Origin of the sequence: Seonamhaeicola maritimus (assembly GCF_008056315.1) — a bacterium.
In the GTDB taxonomy this organism is placed as follows: domain Bacteria; phylum Bacteroidota; class Bacteroidia; order Flavobacteriales; family Flavobacteriaceae; genus Seonamhaeicola; species Seonamhaeicola maritimus.
In genome coordinates, this window is record NZ_VRKQ01000008.1 from 1,772,562 (window position 1) to 1,790,584 (window position 18,023).

Annotated in this window: 19 protein-coding genes; 15 read left to right on the forward strand and 4 right to left on the reverse strand. The window is 33.1% G+C overall.

The genetic code is table 11. The features are described from left to right. Positions 1–17: 17 nt before the first annotated feature. Genes FUA22_RS07360 through FUA22_RS07380 form a run of 5 tightly spaced genes read left to right on the forward strand, consistent with a single transcriptional unit; the run spans position 18 to position 5,301 of the window. Positions 18–1,514, forward strand: a complete 1,497-nt coding sequence (locus FUA22_RS07360) for a hypothetical protein (protein WP_147767245.1) — start codon at positions 18–20, stop codon at positions 1,512–1,514. Between the two features lie 39 nt (positions 1,515–1,553). Continuing rightward, complete coding sequence (locus FUA22_RS07365) at positions 1,554–2,231, forward strand: metal-dependent hydrolase (protein WP_147767246.1); 678 nt, start codon at positions 1,554–1,556, stop codon at positions 2,229–2,231. Next, positions 2,232–3,269, forward strand: coding sequence for an o-succinylbenzoate synthase (locus tag FUA22_RS07370; RefSeq protein WP_147767247.1), 1,038 nt, complete (start codon positions 2,232–2,234; stop codon positions 3,267–3,269). It abuts the gene before it with no gap. Between the two features lie 3 nt (positions 3,270–3,272). Further along, entirely contained in the window at positions 3,273–4,247 is a 975-nt protein-coding gene (locus tag FUA22_RS07375) for a CPBP family intramembrane glutamic endopeptidase (protein WP_147767248.1), read from the forward strand. Next, positions 4,237–5,301, forward strand: a complete 1,065-nt coding sequence (locus tag FUA22_RS07380; protein WP_147767249.1) for an AMP-binding protein — start codon at positions 4,237–4,239, stop codon at positions 5,299–5,301. Before FUA22_RS07375 ends, FUA22_RS07380 begins: the two co-directional genes overlap by 11 nt. A 53-nt stretch (positions 5,302–5,354) precedes the next feature. On the opposite strand, the gene FUA22_RS07385 is transcribed toward FUA22_RS07380, so the two are convergent. Together FUA22_RS07385 and FUA22_RS07390 are read right to left on the reverse strand one after the other, a co-directional pair. Beyond that, positions 5,355–5,777: a DoxX family protein gene (locus FUA22_RS07385; RefSeq protein WP_147767250.1), complete on the reverse strand. Its 423-nt coding sequence runs from the start codon at positions 5,775–5,777 to the stop codon at positions 5,355–5,357. A 58-nt stretch (positions 5,778–5,835) separates the two neighbouring features. Continuing rightward, a complete protein-coding gene (locus FUA22_RS07390) occupies positions 5,836–7,479 on the reverse strand; it encodes an acyl-CoA carboxylase subunit beta (protein ID WP_147767251.1) in 1,644 nt (547 codons plus the stop codon). A 145-nt stretch (positions 7,480–7,624) separates the two neighbouring features. Between FUA22_RS07390 and FUA22_RS07395 the strand changes: the two genes are divergently transcribed. The 6 genes from FUA22_RS07395 to ettA all read left to right on the forward strand — a co-directional run bounded on the left by FUA22_RS07395 (position 7,625) and on the right by ettA (position 11,902). After that, on the forward strand, positions 7,625–7,981 hold the full coding sequence (locus FUA22_RS07395) for a DoxX family protein (protein WP_147767252.1): 357 nt from the start codon (positions 7,625–7,627) through the stop codon (positions 7,979–7,981). Between the two features lie 3 nt (positions 7,982–7,984). Continuing rightward, positions 7,985–8,515, forward strand: coding sequence for an NADPH-dependent FMN reductase (locus FUA22_RS07400; protein ID WP_147767253.1), 531 nt, complete (start codon positions 7,985–7,987; stop codon positions 8,513–8,515). 29 nt (positions 8,516–8,544) lie between these two features. Continuing rightward, positions 8,545–8,982 carry a MarR family winged helix-turn-helix transcriptional regulator gene (locus FUA22_RS07405; protein ID WP_147767254.1) on the forward strand — a complete coding sequence of 146 codons (438 nt, stop codon included), beginning with the start codon at positions 8,545–8,547 and terminating at the stop codon, positions 8,980–8,982. A gap of 50 nt (positions 8,983–9,032) precedes the next feature. Next, positions 9,033–9,905 (forward strand): pirin family protein, encoded by an 873-nt coding sequence (locus tag FUA22_RS07410; RefSeq protein ID WP_241664781.1) that lies wholly within the window; start codon positions 9,033–9,035, stop codon positions 9,903–9,905. Positions 9,906–9,988: 83 nt separating this feature from the next. Further along, positions 9,989–10,171: a CAL67264 family membrane protein gene (locus FUA22_RS18405; RefSeq protein ID WP_170309866.1), complete on the forward strand. Its 183-nt coding sequence runs from the start codon at positions 9,989–9,991 to the stop codon at positions 10,169–10,171. A 39-nt stretch (positions 10,172–10,210) separates the two neighbouring features. Then, positions 10,211–11,902: an energy-dependent translational throttle protein EttA gene (ettA, locus tag FUA22_RS07415; protein WP_147767256.1), complete on the forward strand. Its 1,692-nt coding sequence runs from the start codon at positions 10,211–10,213 to the stop codon at positions 11,900–11,902. Positions 11,903–12,137: 235 nt separating this feature from the next. On the opposite strand, the gene FUA22_RS18530 is transcribed toward ettA, so the two are convergent. Together FUA22_RS18530 and FUA22_RS07420 are read right to left on the reverse strand one after the other, a co-directional pair. Beyond that, positions 12,138–12,317, reverse strand: coding sequence for a hypothetical protein (locus tag FUA22_RS18530; protein ID WP_206667092.1), 180 nt, complete (start codon positions 12,315–12,317; stop codon positions 12,138–12,140). 12 nt (positions 12,318–12,329) lie between these two features. Beyond that, the gene (locus FUA22_RS07420) at positions 12,330–12,551 is read right to left on the reverse strand and encodes a hypothetical protein (RefSeq protein WP_147767257.1); all 222 of its coding nucleotides are present in this window, start codon (positions 12,549–12,551) and stop codon (positions 12,330–12,332) included. A 328-nt stretch (positions 12,552–12,879) separates the two neighbouring features. On the opposite strand from FUA22_RS07420, the gene FUA22_RS07425 reads away from it, so the two are divergent. From FUA22_RS07425 to FUA22_RS07440, 4 genes are all read left to right on the forward strand, one after another. Continuing rightward, on the forward strand, positions 12,880–14,223 hold the full coding sequence (locus tag FUA22_RS07425; protein WP_147767258.1) for a microtubule-binding protein: 1,344 nt from the start codon (positions 12,880–12,882) through the stop codon (positions 14,221–14,223). A gap of 136 nt (positions 14,224–14,359) precedes the next feature. Beyond that, positions 14,360–15,427, forward strand: coding sequence for a hypothetical protein (locus tag FUA22_RS07430; protein WP_147767259.1), 1,068 nt, complete (start codon positions 14,360–14,362; stop codon positions 15,425–15,427). Positions 15,428–15,482: 55 nt separating this feature from the next. Further along, positions 15,483–17,444: an AAA family ATPase gene (locus tag FUA22_RS07435; RefSeq protein WP_147767260.1), complete on the forward strand. Its 1,962-nt coding sequence runs from the start codon at positions 15,483–15,485 to the stop codon at positions 17,442–17,444. After that, positions 17,407–18,021, forward strand: coding sequence for an NUDIX domain-containing protein (locus FUA22_RS07440; protein ID WP_317132084.1), 615 nt, complete (start codon positions 17,407–17,409; stop codon positions 18,019–18,021). Before FUA22_RS07435 ends, FUA22_RS07440 begins: the two co-directional genes overlap by 38 nt. Positions 18,022–18,023 lie beyond the last annotated feature (2 nt).

Below are 18,023 nucleotides of genomic sequence, written 5' to 3' on the forward strand. Positions count from 1 at the left end.
TTAAATCATTTCAATACATGAAAAAATTAATCTACTGTGTTATAATTGTTTTTATAACATCAATGGGCTATTCACAAAAAACAACCTCATTAAAAGTATCTGAGAGTAATCAATTTAAGGATAAGGTGAAATCCGAAGGTGTAATTTCTTTACATACCTCACCTTCTGGTTTAACAGGGATTGTTAGAAACAGTAAAAAGCATTTGCTTTTTGATGTTTTTAATGAATCTCTTGAAAGGAAGAAAAATATACTCATAGAAATTGATAAAAAAGAATCTGTTTATGGCAACTTGTCATTTGGAAATATAACTAAGATTTTCACAGTATTTTCTCCATCAAAAAAGGAGCGAATAGTTTACTGTCATGAGTTTAATATTAGTGATGGCTCACATAGTAAAACAAAGCTATTTAGAACTGAAGTAGAGAAAAATCAGAGCATATTTTCTGGTGGAAATAAAAGAGAAACGGGGTTTGCAATGTCCCCTAACGGACAATATTTTGTAGTCTCTACAGATAACATCAAGAAAAATTCTAATTCGTATACGGTTCATATTTTTAATTCTGAGACTTTAGATTTAATATTTAAAAAGGAATATCAAGAAAACAAAGAGAAGTTTTATGAAGCTAATGATTTGTCAATTGATGACAACCGCAATGTTTACTCTTTAGGCAAGTTATTTCTAAACGGACGAAGTGAAAAAAAAGGGGGTAGAGCTAATTATGATTTTTTGTTAAACAAAATTTCAGAAAGTGGTATTATTACGGAAAAAGTTAATGATAGTAAAGACGAACATATAAATTCTTTGATTATTTCAAACATTAATAATGAAATTAGATTAATTGGTTTTTATTCAGATGAAAGAGCAGGTAAAATAAAGGGAACTTTAATTTTTAATGTAGATACTGATTATCTGAAAATTACAGAAAACAAAGTTTTTAAATTACCAGAATCTGTTTACAAAGATTTGTATAGCGAAAACAAAGCAAAAAGAAAAAAAGATAAGGAAGCAGAATTATCTAGTTATTATGTTGATTATGTTTTGGATGATAGTTTAGGTAACACGTATTTGTTAGCAGAAGAATTTTTTATCACGCAAGTTTATGTATCTAATGGAATGAATGGAGGGTATTGGACAACAACGTTTCATTATAATAATGTATTGGTTATTAAACTTAATAAAGCTGGCGAATTAGAATGGGGAAGAAGTATTTTTAAACGAGCCTCGGCGCCATCTTATAATGCTTTTGTTAAAGATAATCAGTTGCATGTTATTTTAAATTCAGGAAAAAATCTATCAGAAAAAGAAGATGGTAGAGTGAAAGTTTCAAAAGGATGGTTAGAATCTACATCTTTATATGATATTGTTTTTGATGAAGCAGGAGTTCAATATAACAAGATTCAAGACAATAAAGGTAATACATTTTACACCCCTTATTATGGAGCTTACAACGGCGATCGCTTTGTAACAATTAGCAGAAGTGGTGGTAAAAAACAATTTTTAATTCTGGAGTAAATTCACTATTTTACTGTATCAAAATTAAACTCTCAATAAATGAAAATCACATTTTTAGGTCATGCTAGTTTAAGCATACATGTTAAAGGCGTAAATATTCTGGTAGACCCTTTTATTACTGGAAACCCCAATGCATCTAATATTGATATTGAAGAGCTTGCAGCCGATTATATTCTTATTACTCATGCACATCAAGATCACATTTTAGATGTTGAGACTATTGCAAAAAAAACGGGTGCTAAAATTGTTTCTAATTATGAAATTGTGACCCATTATGGAAATCTAGGTATTGAAGGGCACCCAATGAATCATGGTGGGCAATGGAATTTTGACTTTGGAACAGTAAAATATGTAAATGCTATTCATACTTCTTCGTTTCCTGACGGAAGTTATGGTGGTCAACCAGGAGGCTTTGTAATTGAAGGGGAGCACAAAAACATCTACATTGCTGGGGATACTGCTTTAACATATGACATGAAACTAATTTCCATGCAAACCAAATTAGATTTGGCAATTTTACCAATAGGCGACAATTTTACAATGGGCGTAGACGATGCAATTATTGCAAGTGATTTTGTTGACTGTGATAAAATTTTGGGATATCATTTTGACACATTTGGTTATATAGAAATTGATCATGATGCTGCTAAGAGAAAATTCTTTGAGAAGGAAAAAGATTTAATGCTTTTAGAAATTGGTGAGTTTATAGAATTATAAATGATAAAAGCATCTTACCAAAAATACATACTCAACTTTAAACAAGCCAGCGGTACCTCTCGTGGTATTCTCAAAACCAAAGAGACTTGGTTTATTATTTTAAATTCAAATGGTAAAGTAGGCATAGGAGAATGCAGCTTATTTAGAGGTTTGTCTGCTGATGATAGACTTGATTACGAAGAAAAACTTAAATGGGTTTGTGAAAATATAAATTTAGGTTTTGAGGAATTATTAAAACAGCTTTTAGAATTCCCAAGCATTCAATTTGGTTTAGAAATAGCCTTCAGGTCATTAAAAAGTGAAGATGTTTTTGAAATATTTCCTTCAAAGTTTACACAAAGTAAAGATTCAATTTCAATTAATGGTTTAGTTTGGATGGGGTCTGAAGCCTTTATGAAACAGCAAATTGAGGATAAAATCAAAGCGGGTTTCAGTTGTATAAAAATGAAGATAGGAGCTATTGATTTTGAAACAGAGTGCAATCTGCTAAAATCAATTAGAGCATCATTTTCTTCAAAAGAAATTGAATTGCGTGTAGATGCGAATGGCGCTTTTTCTGTTTCCGAGGCTCTAGATAAACTAAAAACCTTATCAGATTTTGATTTACACTCCATAGAACAACCTATAAAACAAGGTCAAATAAATGAAATGGCTAAACTATGCGAAGAAACCCCATTACCTATTGCTTTGGATGAAGAATTAATAGGTGTTTTTTCTGTAACAAATAAACGTGAATTGATACAAACCATAAATCCTCAATTTATTATTTTAAAACCTAGTTTAGTTGGAGGTTATGTGGGTAGTGATGAATGGATTAATTTAGCCGAAAAGAATAATGTTGGATGGTGGATTACCAGTGCTCTAGAAAGTAATGTTGGCCTTAATGCCATAGCACAATATACTTATTTGAAAAACAGTAAATTACCCCAAGGATTAGGAACAGGTAGCTTATTTACAAATAATTTTGATAGTCCTTTACAAGTAAAAAATGGTACATTGCGCTACAATAAAAAAATAGAGTGGAATTTTAATTTATAAAGTATGTATATAAGTCAAGCTTTTAACGTATTACACGATTGGTGGAGGTATTTAGTTGGTGTCATAATTGTGGTAATTGCTGTTGTAATTGGGCAAATTCCCTTTACGGTTGCAGTAATAGCAAAAGCTTTTGCCAATGGTAGTGATATGTCTAACTTAGATGAATCTAAAATGTTATCACTACTTGAACCAAACTTAAATTTATTTTTAATGCTATTATCTTTTGCGGTTGGTTTGGTAGGAGTTTTATTAGTATCAAAATATTTACATAAGCAGTCATTAACACACTTAACAACCATTAGAAAAAAAATAGATTGGAAACGGTTTTGGTTTGTATTTATTTTATGGGGTGTTGTTTCAAGTGGTTTTATTATTGTAGAATATTTTTTGACTCCAGAAAATTATGAAGTCAATTTTAAACTTATACCATTTCTTATTCTTTGTGTTATAGCAATACTTATGGTGCCGCTGCAAACAAGTTTTGAGGAGTATTTATTTAGAGGTTATTTAATGCAAGGAATTGGCGTTTTAGCAAGAAATAAATGGGTGCCTTTAATTATAACTTCTGTAGTGTTTGGTATGCTTCATATCATGAATCCTGAAGTTGAGAAATTAGGTTACGTTATCATGGTATATTATATAGGAACCGGCCTGTTTTTGGGTATAATGACCCTAATGGATGAAGGTTTGGAGTTAGCTCTTGGGTTTCATGCGGCAAATAATTTGTTTACCGCTTTGTTATTAACCGCAGATTGGACTGCTTTCCAAACACATTCTGTTTTAAAAGATATGTCAGATCCAGGGAAAATTGGTATTATGGAAATTTTTGTTCCGGTTTTTGTAGTATTCCCTATATTACTATTTGTTCTTTCTAAAAAGTATAAATGGACCAATTGGAAAGATAAATTATTCGGAGCTGTAGTGCCTCCTCCAAAAGAAGATTATAAAATTTTAGAAGATATTAGCAATGATTCCTAGTTATAATAAAGTACATAATAGGTTTAAACTTAATGGTATTCATTATACTTATGAAGACCTCATGGAAGTAGCGTATAGTTACGTAAAAGAAGGTGAGTCTTACCAACAAGATTTAGGTAATTTCTTATTAGATTGGTTAGATCAAAATGAGAGCATAACAGTTAAAACTTCAGGTTCTACAGGTACACCAAAGTTTATTCAAGTAAACAAGCAGGCTATGGTAAATTCGGCTATAGCAACAGGAGATTTTTTCCATTTAAACCCTGGAGATAAGGCTCTTCATTGTATTCCAGCCACTTTTATTGCTGGGAGAATGATGCTTGTTAGGTCTATAATATTGGGCCTTGAAGTAGATATTATTGAGCCTTCGGCTACTCCTGTTTTTGATAGCACAAAGGATTATGATTTTTGTGCCATGGTCCCTATGCAGTTGCGTAATTCTATAGAAAGATGCCATAATATTAAGACTATTATTGTTGGAGGAGCTGCTGTTTCAGGAGCTATATTAAAACAAATTAAGAGTTTTCCAAGTATAGTCTATGCTACTTATGGAATGACTGAGACCGTTACACATATAGCATTAAAAAAGCTTAATAACATTGGAAGACCACATGATTTGCATTATAAAATACTACCAAACATTCAAATCTCTCAGGACGATAGAGGTTGTTTGATAATTGATGCACCTTATCTTAATGATGAAAAAATTGTTACAAATGATATTGTAAAACTTTATTCAAAAACAGAGTTTGAATGGTTAGGACGTTATGATAATATGATTAATTCTGGAGGTGTTAAAGTGTTTCCTGAGCAGATTGAGAAAAAACTTAGAGGTGTTATAGATCAACGCTTTTTTATTGGTTCTATACCAGATGAAACTTTAGGCGAAAAAGTTGTTTTGGTTATTCAAGGTGATACAAGCCAAATAGATACGGCGGCATTTGATAGTTTAGAGAAATTTGAAAAACCTAAGGCTGTTCATTCTGTTAAGAAATTTGTTGAAACTGGATCTGGTAAAATTCAACGTAGAGAAACATTAGAATTATTGAAGTAATTATGTTAGGTCATAATTTAAAAACAGAAAGAGCAACTTTAAGTTGCTCTTTCTTATTTCTGCATTTTAAAATAGTAATCTAAAGAGTGTTTGCCTGAACCATATACTAAGAAAAAACCACAAATTAATATCGTAATTATGGCTAGGATTAGGTTTGTTGTATGCATATCTCCAACAAAATTTATAGCTATTGCCCCAATTAAAATAGGTAATTGAGCCAAAATTGCCCATCTTGTTAATAACCCTGTCGCTATCAATAAACCACCTATAAAATGAGCAGGGGCTACATAATGAATCATAATCATACCGCCAGCCATATTTTGAATTGGTTTGAAAAGCTCTGCTAACATTGCGCTATTACCCATAAAGTCTATTCCCTTTATAAAAAGAAACACACCCAAGGCAACACGTAGAATATCAAGAGGTAAATAGGAATGCCTATTCGCCCATTTGTTTAATACTTTTATTGTCCCCATGACTTATAAGTTGTTGATTTACACTTATAAGATACGAAAAAATAAAAAGAAATGCGAACTATACCTGAAGTATACCCAAGTTAAACGGCTTATCGATAGGTGCATGATTAGCTGCTTCAATACCCATACTAATCCAATTTCTAGTATCTAAAGGATCAATAATGGCATCTGTCCAAATTCTTGCCGCGGCATAATACGGGGATACCTGATTATCGTATCGGTCTTTGATTTTTTTATAAAGGGCTTCTTCCTTTTCCTTGGTAAATTTTTCGCCTTGTTTTTCTAAAGAAGCTTTTTCAATTTGAAGTAAAACTTTTGCCGCTGAGTTTCCGCTCATAACTGCTAATTCCGCACTTGGCCATGCAACAATTAATCTTGGGTCATAAGCTTTACCACACATGGCATAATTACCAGCGCCATAGCTATTACCAATTATTACTGTAAACTTGGGAACGATTGAATTGCTTACAGCATTCACCATTTTAGCACCATCCTTAATAATGCCACTGTGTTCACTTTTACTACCTACCATAAAGCCGGTAACGTCTTGTAAAAAAAGCAATGGGATTTTCTTTTGATTACAGTTAGCAATAAATCGAGTTGCTTTATCAGCACTGTCATTATAGATTACCCCACCAAATTGCATTTCACTTGGTTTGGTTTTGGCACCTTTGGTTTTTACAATTTGACGTTGATTGGCAACAATACCAACGGCCCACCCATCAATACGAGCATAAGCGGTAATGATTGTTTGCCCATACCCAGCTTTGTATTCATCAAACTCAGAGTTATCAACCAATCGTTTTATAATCTCATACATATCGTATTGGTCTGCTCTAGATTTTGGAAGAATACCGTAGATATCGTCTGGATTATCTTTTGGTTTTTTTGTTTCTATTCGGTTAAAACCAGCTTTGTCATAATCCCCAATTTTGTCAACTATATTTTTTATCGTATTTAAAGCGTCCTTATCGTCTTTAGCCTTATAATCCGTAACTCCAGATATTTCGCAATGTGTAGTGGCACCACCCAGAGTTTCATTATCAATACTTTCTCCTATAGCTGCTTTAACCAAATAGCTTCCAGCTAAAAAGATACTTCCAGTTTTATCAACTATTAAAGCTTCATCACTCATTATTGGTAAATAAGCACCACCAGCAACACAACTACCCATTACAGCAGCAATTTGGGTGATTCCCATACTGCTCATTACAGCGTTATTCCTAAAAATTCTTCCGAAATGCTCTTTATCCGGAAAGATCTCATCTTGCATTGGCAGATAAACTCCGGCAGAATCGACCAAATAAATAATAGGAAGTTTATTCTCTATGGCAATTTCTTGTGCTCTAAGATTCTTTTTTCCAGTAATAGGAAACCAAGCACCTGCCTTAACGGTGGCATCGTTGGCCACAACTAAGCATTGTTTACCCTTTATATAGCCTATTTTTACAACAACACCTCCAGACGGACAGCCACCATGTTCTTGATACATATCTTCACCAGCAAAAGCACCAATTTCAATAGATTTTGATTTATCATCTAACAGGAAATCAACACGTTCTCTGGCGGTCATTTTACCTTTAGAATGATGTTTTTCAATTCTAGATTTTCCACCACCTAATTTAACTTTAGCAAGTCTTTGGTTTAATTCTGATAATAAAAGTTTATTGTGATCTTCGTTTTTGTTGAAGTTGATATCCATCCTAAGTCATTAGTTTATGCTAAAGTACAAAAGTTGTTATTTCTGAGGAAATTGTTAACGAAATCATAAAAAATATAACATGGAAATATATTCCTAGGAATATAAATATATATGTTGTACTTTTGACCTATCAAAACAAAGTAAAATGAAAAGAGATAAAATTATATTTTATATATCAACCGGATTATTATCCTTATTAATGCTATTTTCGGCAAGTATGTATTTCTTTAATCATGAAGAAATATCAGGAATGTTTAAAAGTTTTGGATATCCAACATATATCATTTACCCCTACGGAGCAGCGAAGTTACTAGGGCTATTTGCAATTTGGAATCCTAATTTTAAAGCTATTAAAGAGTGGGCTTATGCTGGCTTTTTCTTTGCTTTTATATTGGCGTTTTTTGCTCATTTTATGATTGGAGATGGAGAACAAGCAGGAGCTATAATAGCAATGATTTTACTAATTATATCCTATATATTTAACAAAAGAATAAACAAATAACAGATGAAACATATAATAGCCTTTGCAGGAAGTAACAGTAAAGAATCTATAAATAAACAATTGGCAACTTACACAGCTAACTTGGTTCAAGAAGCCGAAGTTAGTATTATAGATTTAAACGATTATGAACTGCCTCTTTACGGAATAGATTATGAAAATGAACATGGCATACCAGATAATGCGCAAAAATTTTTGAAATTAATTCAAGAATCTGATGGAGTGGTATTATCATTAGCAGAACACAATGGGGCTTATTCAGCCGCTTTTAAAAACATTTTTGATTGGATGTCTAGAATAGATGGAAAATTATGGGCTGAAAAACCTATGCTGCTTATGGCAACGTCTCCAGGAGCTAGAGGAGGAGCTAGTGTTCTAGAAATTGCTAAAAGTAGATTTCCTTATATGGGTGGTAATATTGTGGCCGATTTTAGCTTTCCTTCATTTGGAGCTAATTTTTCAGAAGGTAAAATTACTAATGAAGAATTAAACGCAGCTTTATTATTAAAAGTAGACACATTTAGTAAAGCTTTGTAACTTTATGCTGAAATTCAATTTTTAAAAATATGGGAGATCTTTCAAAAGATATAAACTCAACGTTTGTAAATGATAAAGTGAAAGCTTTGATTAATATTATTTATACGGCTAATTGGATTAACAGTCATCAGAATGAGTTTTTTAAACCTTTTGGCATATCACCCCAACAATTTAATATTTTGCGCATTCTACGCGGAGCAGGAGAGGCTATTAAGGTGCAAACTATTAAAGAGCGTATGATTGAAAGAGCACCTAATGCGACACGCTTAATGGATAAATTATGTGCTAAGGAGTTTATTAATAGATTGCCTTGTCCTGGTGACCGACGTGTAGTACATATTGAAATAACAGATAAAGGCCTACAATTGTTAGATACTATAGATAAAGATTTTAAAGAGGATTTATTAGAGAATTTAACCAAAGAAGAAGCAAAACAATTAAGCAATCTTTTAGATAAGATTCGCTAAAAAAATTTAACCAAATAGTTTCCATGGAAACTATTTTAAAAACAATTATTATGAAATTAAATACAATAAAAACAGTAGGGCGAAGTGATTTCGTTAATATGGGACCAATAAAATTAAGACAACCGTTTCCAACAAGTCTAATTGATAATATAGATCCGTTCGTGTTATTACATCATTATGGTCCTTATGAAATTTCGGCAGATAACAACCCTTTCGATCTAGGGCCACATCCACATCGTGGTTTTGAGCCCATTACGTTTTTGATTCAAGGTGAACAATTACATAGAGATTCTTTAGGTAATGAAAGCGTTGTAAAAGCAGGTGATGTACAATGGACGACTGCAGGAAGAGGTATTATTCATGCGGAAGGACCAAGAAAAGAGTTTGTTGAAAAGGGTGGTACTCTTGAAGGTATCCAGCTTTGGTTGAATTTACCAGCAGAAAAAAAGATGATACAACCCAATTACCAACATGTATCTAAGGATGAATTTGGAGTAATTTCTTCTGAAGATGGAAAGGTAAACATCCAAATTATAGCCGGAAATTTGAATGAAACTTTTGGAAGTATTCAAACACAAACATCAGTTAATGCTTATTTGATTAATGTTAAAGAAGGAGGTAGTTTCAATATTCCAACTAATAATAAGCATCAATCCATGCTTTACCTATTAAATGGACAGGTTCTGATTAATAATTCAATGTCATTAAAGCAAAATGAAAATCAACTTATTCATTTTAATGAAGATGGAGAAGGGTTTCATATTCAAGGTAAAGATACGTCTAAGTTGCTATTCCTTTCAGGAAAACCTTTAAGGGAGCCCGTTTCGTCTTACGGACCATATGTAATGAATACTCAAACAGAGATTTTAGAGGCCATGAGGGACTACCAAATGGGGAAAATGGGGTTTTTAGCAAACTCTTAATAAAGAAGCATTCAAATTTTTGAATGCTTTTTTATTTAAAAATGCGATATTTGCTATCCTGAAAAGAATAAATAGCACAAAATATGGCAATGAATAAAAATACCGTGTTAGCATGGGCAACTTGGATTATGATTTTTGTAGGTTTAGGTTTAATCGCTCTTGGAGCTTTTAGATATGATGAAATAGCCGGTTGGGGCTTTGCAGCAGTAGGATTCGGCTTTTTTGCCAATGCCTGGGTGTTTAATGCGCTTAAAGGACGTGTCTAAAGAAATCTAATTTTCTAAAATTTTAATTAATCTAAAATAATGAGTGACGATAAAAAGATAATCTTCTCAATGTCTGGTGTTACAAAGACATTTCAGTCTGCTAATACACCAGTACTTAAAAATATATATTTAAGTTTTTTCTACGGCGCTAAGATTGGAATCTTAGGTTTAAATGGTTCTGGTAAATCTACTTTACTTAAAATAATTGCTGGAGTTGATAAAAATTATCAGGGAGATGTAGTCTTTTCACAAGACTATTCGGTAGGGTATTTAGAACAAGAGCCTCAGTTAGATGATGAAAAAACGGTAATGGAAGTAGTTCGTGAGGGAGCTGCAGAAACCGTTGCTATTCTTGATGAATACAATAGTATTAATGATCAGTTTGGTTTAGAAGAGGTATATAGCGATCCGGACAAAATGGAGAAGCTAATGAACCGTCAAGCGGAGCTTCAAGATCAAATAGATGCAGCCAATGCTTGGGAGTTAGATACCAAATTAGAAATTGCAATGGACGCTTTAAGAACCCCAGATGGTGATAAAAAAATTGGAGTATTATCTGGTGGTGAACGTCGTCGGGTGGCTTTATGTCGCTTATTGCTTCAAGAGCCAGACGTATTACTTTTAGATGAACCTACCAACCATTTAGATGCGGAATCTGTTCATTGGTTAGAGCATCATTTAGGTCAATATAAAGGTACTGTGATTGCTGTAACGCATGATAGGTACTTCTTAGATAATGTTGCCGGTTGGATTTTAGAATTAGATAGAGGTGAAGGTATTCCTTGGAAAGGGAACTATTCATCTTGGTTAGACCAAAAGTCTAAACGAATGGCTCAGGAAGGTAAAGCTGCTTCAAAACGTCAAAAAACCTTGGAACGTGAGTTGGAATGGGTAAGACAAGGTGCTAAAGGACGTCAGACTAAGCAAAAAGCGCGTTTAAAGAATTATGATAGGTTGATGAGCCAAGATCAAAAACAATTAGACGAAAAGCTTGAAATCTATATTCCAAACGGACCTCGTTTAGGGACTAATGTAATTGAGGCTATTGGAGTTAGTAAAGGCTATGAAGATAAATTACTATACGAGGACTTAAACTTTAAATTACCGCAAGCAGGAATTGTTGGAGTTATTGGTCCTAATGGAGCTGGTAAAACTACCATTTTTAGAATGATAATGGGAGAAGAAACTCCGGATAAAGGTGAGTTTCAAGTAGGTGATACAGCTAAAATAGCTTATGTAGATCAGAGTCATACAAATATTGATCCTGAAAAGACCATATGGCAAAATTTCAGTGATGAACAGGAGTTGGTTATGATGGGAGGAAAGCAAGTTAATTCTCGTGCCTATTTAAGCAGATTTAACTTTTCAGGAAGTGAACAAAATAAAAAAGTAAGCCTACTTTCTGGTGGTGAAAGAAACCGTTTGCATTTGGCAATGACTCTGAAAGAGGAAGGTAATGTGTTGCTTTTAGATGAGCCCACTAATGATCTTGATGTCAATACTTTAAGAGCATTAGAAGAAGGTCTTGAAAACTTTGCAGGGTGTGCTGTTGTAATATCGCATGATAGATGGTTCTTAGATAGAATCTGTACGCACATTTTAGCTTTTGAAGGCGATTCTCAAGTATATTTCTTTGAAGGTAGTTTTTCAGATTATGAAGAAAACAAAAAGAAACGACTAGGGGGTGATTTGATGCCTAAACGAATAAAGTATAAAAAGCTAATAAGATAGAATATAAAAAAAGCTCACTGAAAAGTGAGCTTTTTTTATGAATTTAATTGATCTTCTAAAAATTCAATCCTTTTTTTCTGTTTGTAAACCTTTATAAGGTTTAAAATTAGAAGAAGTAGTACTGTAATTGAGAATATTGATAAAATACTAATTAGGGTGGCTAGAGATTCTTTTTGTTCATGTATGTTCAAAAAGAGAATCAAGTAGGTTATTAAAATTTTCATGATAGCAGGTTTTATTCGTATAAATGACCAGTTCCTATTTCATAATTGGAATCGTTTAAATTACATATAGAATCTTTTAGAGTATTAAACTTTTTGATTGTGTCATCTAGTTTCATCTGAATCCGTATTCTTTTTATAACAGCATAAACCATTATAATTAAAAAGATTACAGGTATAAATATGGCTCCCATAACAGTTGAGTATTATTGGTACATATGACCTCCAGTAAAGTCTTTGTATTCATCCTTTTTCTTTGCAAGGTCTTCACTTATCTTGTTAAGTTTTTCATTTTCCTTTTTCAATTTATAGGATTTTCTAATTCCTAAAATCAATAACAACGCAAAAAAAATAACAACTACAATTAAAACTGTAAGTATAGTGTATTCACTAGTTAGAAGAATATATGAAGCTAGGTTAAAAGACATAATTAAGTCTGAAATCTGGTTAATTCCATTTCAAATATACCATTAATTAGACCTCTAAACAATTTAAAATGAAAAGGATATAAACATAATATGTTAATAGTTTGGGGATGATTCGTCTCTAATTTCTTTAAATTCAAGGGTTTTAGATTACTTGTTATAGTTATAAAATCTTACATTATATATATGTATTTCATCGAAAACAGAAAATTGATGTAACATTTTAATAATAATTCATACCAATTATTTGAGTGATTTCTATTTCAAAAGTCATCTTTTTTAACGAAATTGCTTGTCCGTAAAATTGTTCAACTTAAATACTAAACTGACTATGTCTGATGATTTCGATTTATTAGAAACCAATTCAAATGAAAAAACAGAGAAAGTAGATGTTAATTGGGGAAAAGCCATTGACACTATGAAATCTAAGTTATCTCAAGAAGACGACCCTGAAGTACGCCAAAAAATACTAAACGCCACTTTAGATGATGTAGTGCATATGGCTGAAAAAGATAGAACTACACTTCTTGATGCTATTAAAGACTTAACAGATTATCAGGACGAAGTTGGAATTTTATTTGAAAAATTTTCTTCATTAAATGCTACAGAGCAGAAAGTGATTGATGATGCACAAAAAGCATTAGAACGCGCCAGAGTAGAATTGGAAGATGCCGAAAGTAAACCAGATACTTGGTGGAACAACCTTTGGGGACGAAAAAGCAAGATTAAAAAGGCTCAAGAAGAGCTCAAGGCAGCTGAAAAAGTTAGAGCTGCGGCCGATAATAAAGCGAAGGCTATGTTTCAAGAGCGTATTGAAAATGCCGATGTACAAACCCTTTTAAGTGAGTTGTCTTATAAAAGTCAAGCAGCTGTTACCCGTTTAAAGAACCGTGAGCTTGAAATTAAGGAGGTTGAAGACAAACTACAGGTTGCTATAGTAGAAGCTACTAAAAATCACACCAAAGCTTTAGAGAAGAAGAAAGAGGTTGAAGATAAACTTGAAGAACAATATGCCTTATTAAAGCAAGCTAGACAAGAGTTAGAAGACATTGTAGATAAACAATCTGCAGAATATGCTCAAGCCATTGGTAAAGTAACAGAACTAGAGCAAAAGGTGGAAGAGTTAGAAGGTATTAAAAATGCTTATACTACACTAGCTGCCAGTAAAGACAGCTTTGTACACAAGCATAATTTAACCATTAAGGTGCTAACGTCATTACGTAGCAACTTACAAACGCATAGAGCTAAATTAAAATCTGATACTGAGGAGCGATTGAAGTATTATGATGGCTACATTGTGGCTTTAAAAGCACGTACAGACCAAGAGTTTGCAGCTATTTTAGAGCATTTAGGTGTTAAAACCGATGAGCATATAGGTGAAACCCTTGCAGCAATGCATACAGCAAGTGCTAAAGCACGTCAAGACATGATGGATAATATTCCGGTTCATGAAAAAGTAATGCAGGGTGTATACAGCAGTTATGCAGAGGCTTTACAAGAAATTCGAGCAAAAGATGTTGATATCCAAAAGAATTTTGCAGAGCGTTATGGTATTGATATGAAAGAACTTTTTGAAGATTATTATAAAGCAGATGCAAACAAACCATCGGGTGAAGGTGATGCTCCAGAAGGAGACCCTAAACCAGATGCTGAAGAAGACGATTTGTTATCTTAAAATTATTGGGGCGTTACCACGCTGAATAAGCGTGGTCAGGCTTTCCGCTAAATCTTTTTTATGTCTAAGGTCATAAAAAAGGATACCGCATTAATCCTTAACGCAAACAAAAGTATCTGTCAATTACTAATTGAATATGTCAATTAATCATATTACCACACCATTAGATTCGGCAATTCTAGACTCTAAAGAACATTATATTTTTTACCACAAAATGGTAGACTATGTGTTTAAAGAGCTCATAGTTGCTGTACAACGTAACAGGATTCTCAATAATCAAGAGCTTGATATGTTCAGGCAATACTGCGATTTGCTATTGTATTCAGTTGAGGCTATGCGTATTAAGTATATGTATGATGATGAGGATAATATGAAGGTGGATTTAACAGAGTCTGGGTTCCCTAATTATTTAGAGTTTCGGTATTTATTTAACGATCTGGAACTGCGTGACGATTATTTAGGAAACCTCACACCGGTTGATACACTGCAAGAAGAGTTTTTAGACACTCTGATGCGTAAAAAGGAGCCAATAAAGCGAAGTAAGTTATTTCAAGCGGCGTCAATTGTATACTATTCCTCTGTTAATAAACGCTATATATTCAATCGGTTTGTTCAAGGTAAAATAGTTAATGCACCAATAGATTCAGGAGCCGATTTATTGACTAGTTGGAGTTTTTATGATGTTGCTAGTAACCGCCCTTTTGTTTGTTTTATGTACTTCAATTATGACGGACATAAGGTTAACGATTATAAAGATGATATATATGAAGTTTTGAAACATGTTGCAGATAGAAAAATGAATTTAGATACCATGGCTTATGGTATTGACAGAAAATTAGCCAAAGTATCGCCAAAGCTTATAAAGAGAATTGATCTGGGCCCATTACATAACATGTTTGCTAAAGATGAAAACGAATTAACACATACCATTTTAGAAGGCATTAGCAAAAAGGATATACCGATTGAATCTTATGCATTATCATTTAAAATAGATGAAGTGCAATCTAAAAGTGAGTTTAAAGAAGGTAGCTTTTTCAATAAACAGATTTTACAAAGGTGGGATGATGTGTTTAGACAAAAATACGTATTTGCACCGCATAGAATTATTCAGCTCTTATATAATAAAACCCCTGAATTAATGAATCAGCTGGCTAAACCACCTATTGAAATGGCTAGTTTGAAAATTGATAAAATAAAAAGTTAGAAGCAGAAGACTGAAAACCGAAGAGCACTTTTAACTTATAACTGAAAACTTAAAAATGGAACATAACTCAACATTCCCTATAAAACAAACTGAATTGGATATGCTTCGTGATGAAGCTACATCGTACTTAAAAAGCATCCAGTGGGAGCAAGGAGCTCGTGCTAAAAACAGAGATAAAGATGCTAAAGACGATTCAATTCTGTTATACTTATCTAGGGCTAATAATGGGAGTAGTGCTACCGAAATCACCTCGGTATCCAAAACTATTTTAGCTTTAAAGAAAAGATTGCTGCCAGATTCAGTAGCAATTCCTGTGTTGTTAAATCAAACACTTTTTGCGGTTCAAGAAGGGATTACTTTGGGAATTTGGGCAAAGGATAGTTACTATGATGCATCGGGATTATCTAGTTTGAGTGAAAACAAATCTGCATTAAGCTCTAGTGGTAAACGCGAGTTTGAAAGCAAAATGCATACTGCAACAGCGTTTATGTTGTTTTCTACTGCATATAAGATTTTACATGATTTAAAACCACATGCCTCAGATGATTTAAGTGTAATGAAGCAGAAATTTGCTGGTATTCCAGAGGTTTCTTTAATGTCGCCAATCAAAGGAATATCCTGTAGTTTATTTTATTATGACAAATATTTAGGACACCCTGAAATCATTAAATCTGATAAAGATGTTATCGATTTTACGGTGGTTTACTTTGAAGCATTGATTGACGAAATTCAGTTACGTAAAAGTTCCTTAGAGTACACAGAAACCATTGAAGACAGAACCTTTAAACTTGAAAACTCAGAGTTTGCAGTTTCAGGATGGAGCAATGTATTTGCCGGAACTGCTAAAAGTGTTGAGTTCAATAAAATTCAGTTCGAACAAATTGTTGGTAATCGCGATGCAAAACATTTTGCACGTCGTTTAACCGAACGTTTATTAAGTTACGATTTTGTTGCAAAAAAGAATCCGTTTCAAGAACTGGGTGGTTTTATGCCGGTATTTATGGGGTATGGAATTCCTGGAACCGGAAAAAGTATGTTAATTGCTGCCATAGCCACAAGACTTAAAGAACACTGTGATACTTTAGATATTCCGTTTTTATTTCATCCTATGCCTGATACGTTGATTAGCACGTTTCAAGGTGGTTCCGCAGAAAAAATGGTGGAGTGGATGAAGCCTTTACAAGATCCTTCAAAATTAATTTTTGCACCTATTGATGATGCTGAAAATAATTTACAAGAACGCACAGCTCAAGGTGTTTCAGCAGGAGTAAAAGAGGTGATTGGTGTGTTTTTAAGATATACTGAAGGCGCCTATGCTGTTAACTATGGCAACAGTTCTATTGGCCTATTCACTAATTTGCCAGAGATGTTAGATAAAGCTGTTATTTCTAGAGTTCAAGGACGTTTTAAAATAGATGGAGCCCGCACAGAGCATGATTTTTTAGATCAAGATCATTTATGGTGGCGTAAACTGGATGATACCATGCCTGATTTTGTAAATATGCAAGGACCAGAAAACTATAGCTATTTGCAAGACCAAGGATTGGCTAAAAATATGGGAGAAATTCTTAATGTTACAGATAAGCCATCAGAAGAACGTGTACATGAAATTTATGATAAGGTTGAAAAACAATTTAAAACCAATCAGCACTTATTTTATGCGAATCTTTATAAAGACATGCAGAAAGCATTTCCTTTCTTCTCATCTAGAGATGTTAGAAACATTCAAAGTGCGGTATCATTACGTTTAACAGATTTTGATTTAGAAGAAGATTGGTTTGAGAACCCAGAAATTTATTTCAAACAAGAATACGATACCAAATTTAATATGCTGCAAGAATTGATGCGTGCGAATATGAAGGGATTAGATTTTTCTGAAATTAGAAGGCAAGAAGTGGTGCGATATCTAGATAATGTAGCAACCATTGCTGATACTGACTTTAAACGAAAAGTAGACGCACGAGTAAATCAGTTAAATATTGAAACAGAAGCTAGAAGAACGTTTGAAAATGAGTAGTGATAAAATCAAAAACATAGAACACACCTTACTTTCAGATAACTATTATATTCTGAATAAAGTCAATTTTGACTATTTAATGAAAAGTGGCATATGGGTGAATCAAATGCGAGAGGTATATGATAGAGGAGATGGTGCTGGTATTCTACTGTATAATAAAGAAAAGAAAACAGTAATTTTAACTAAACAATTTAGAATGCCAACCTTTTTAAATGATAATGAAAATGGCTTTTTAGTTGAAATTGCGGCAGGCATGTTAGATAAAGATAACCCTGAAGCCTGTGTAATTAGAGAAACAGAGGAGGAAACGGGTTATAGATTAAAAGAAGTTAAAAAGGTTTATGAAGCGTATTCTTCACCAGGTGTAATGACCGAAAAAATGCACTTTTTTGTTGGTGAATATACTGATGACATGAAGGTTAACGAAGGTGGTGGTTTAGATAGTGAACATGAAGATATTGAGGTATTAGAAATCCCATTTAAAGAAGCAGTAAGTATGCTGAATAATGGAGAAATAGTCGATACACGAACTATTGTACTGTTGCAATATACTATAATTCATAAGTTGTTAGATTAGAC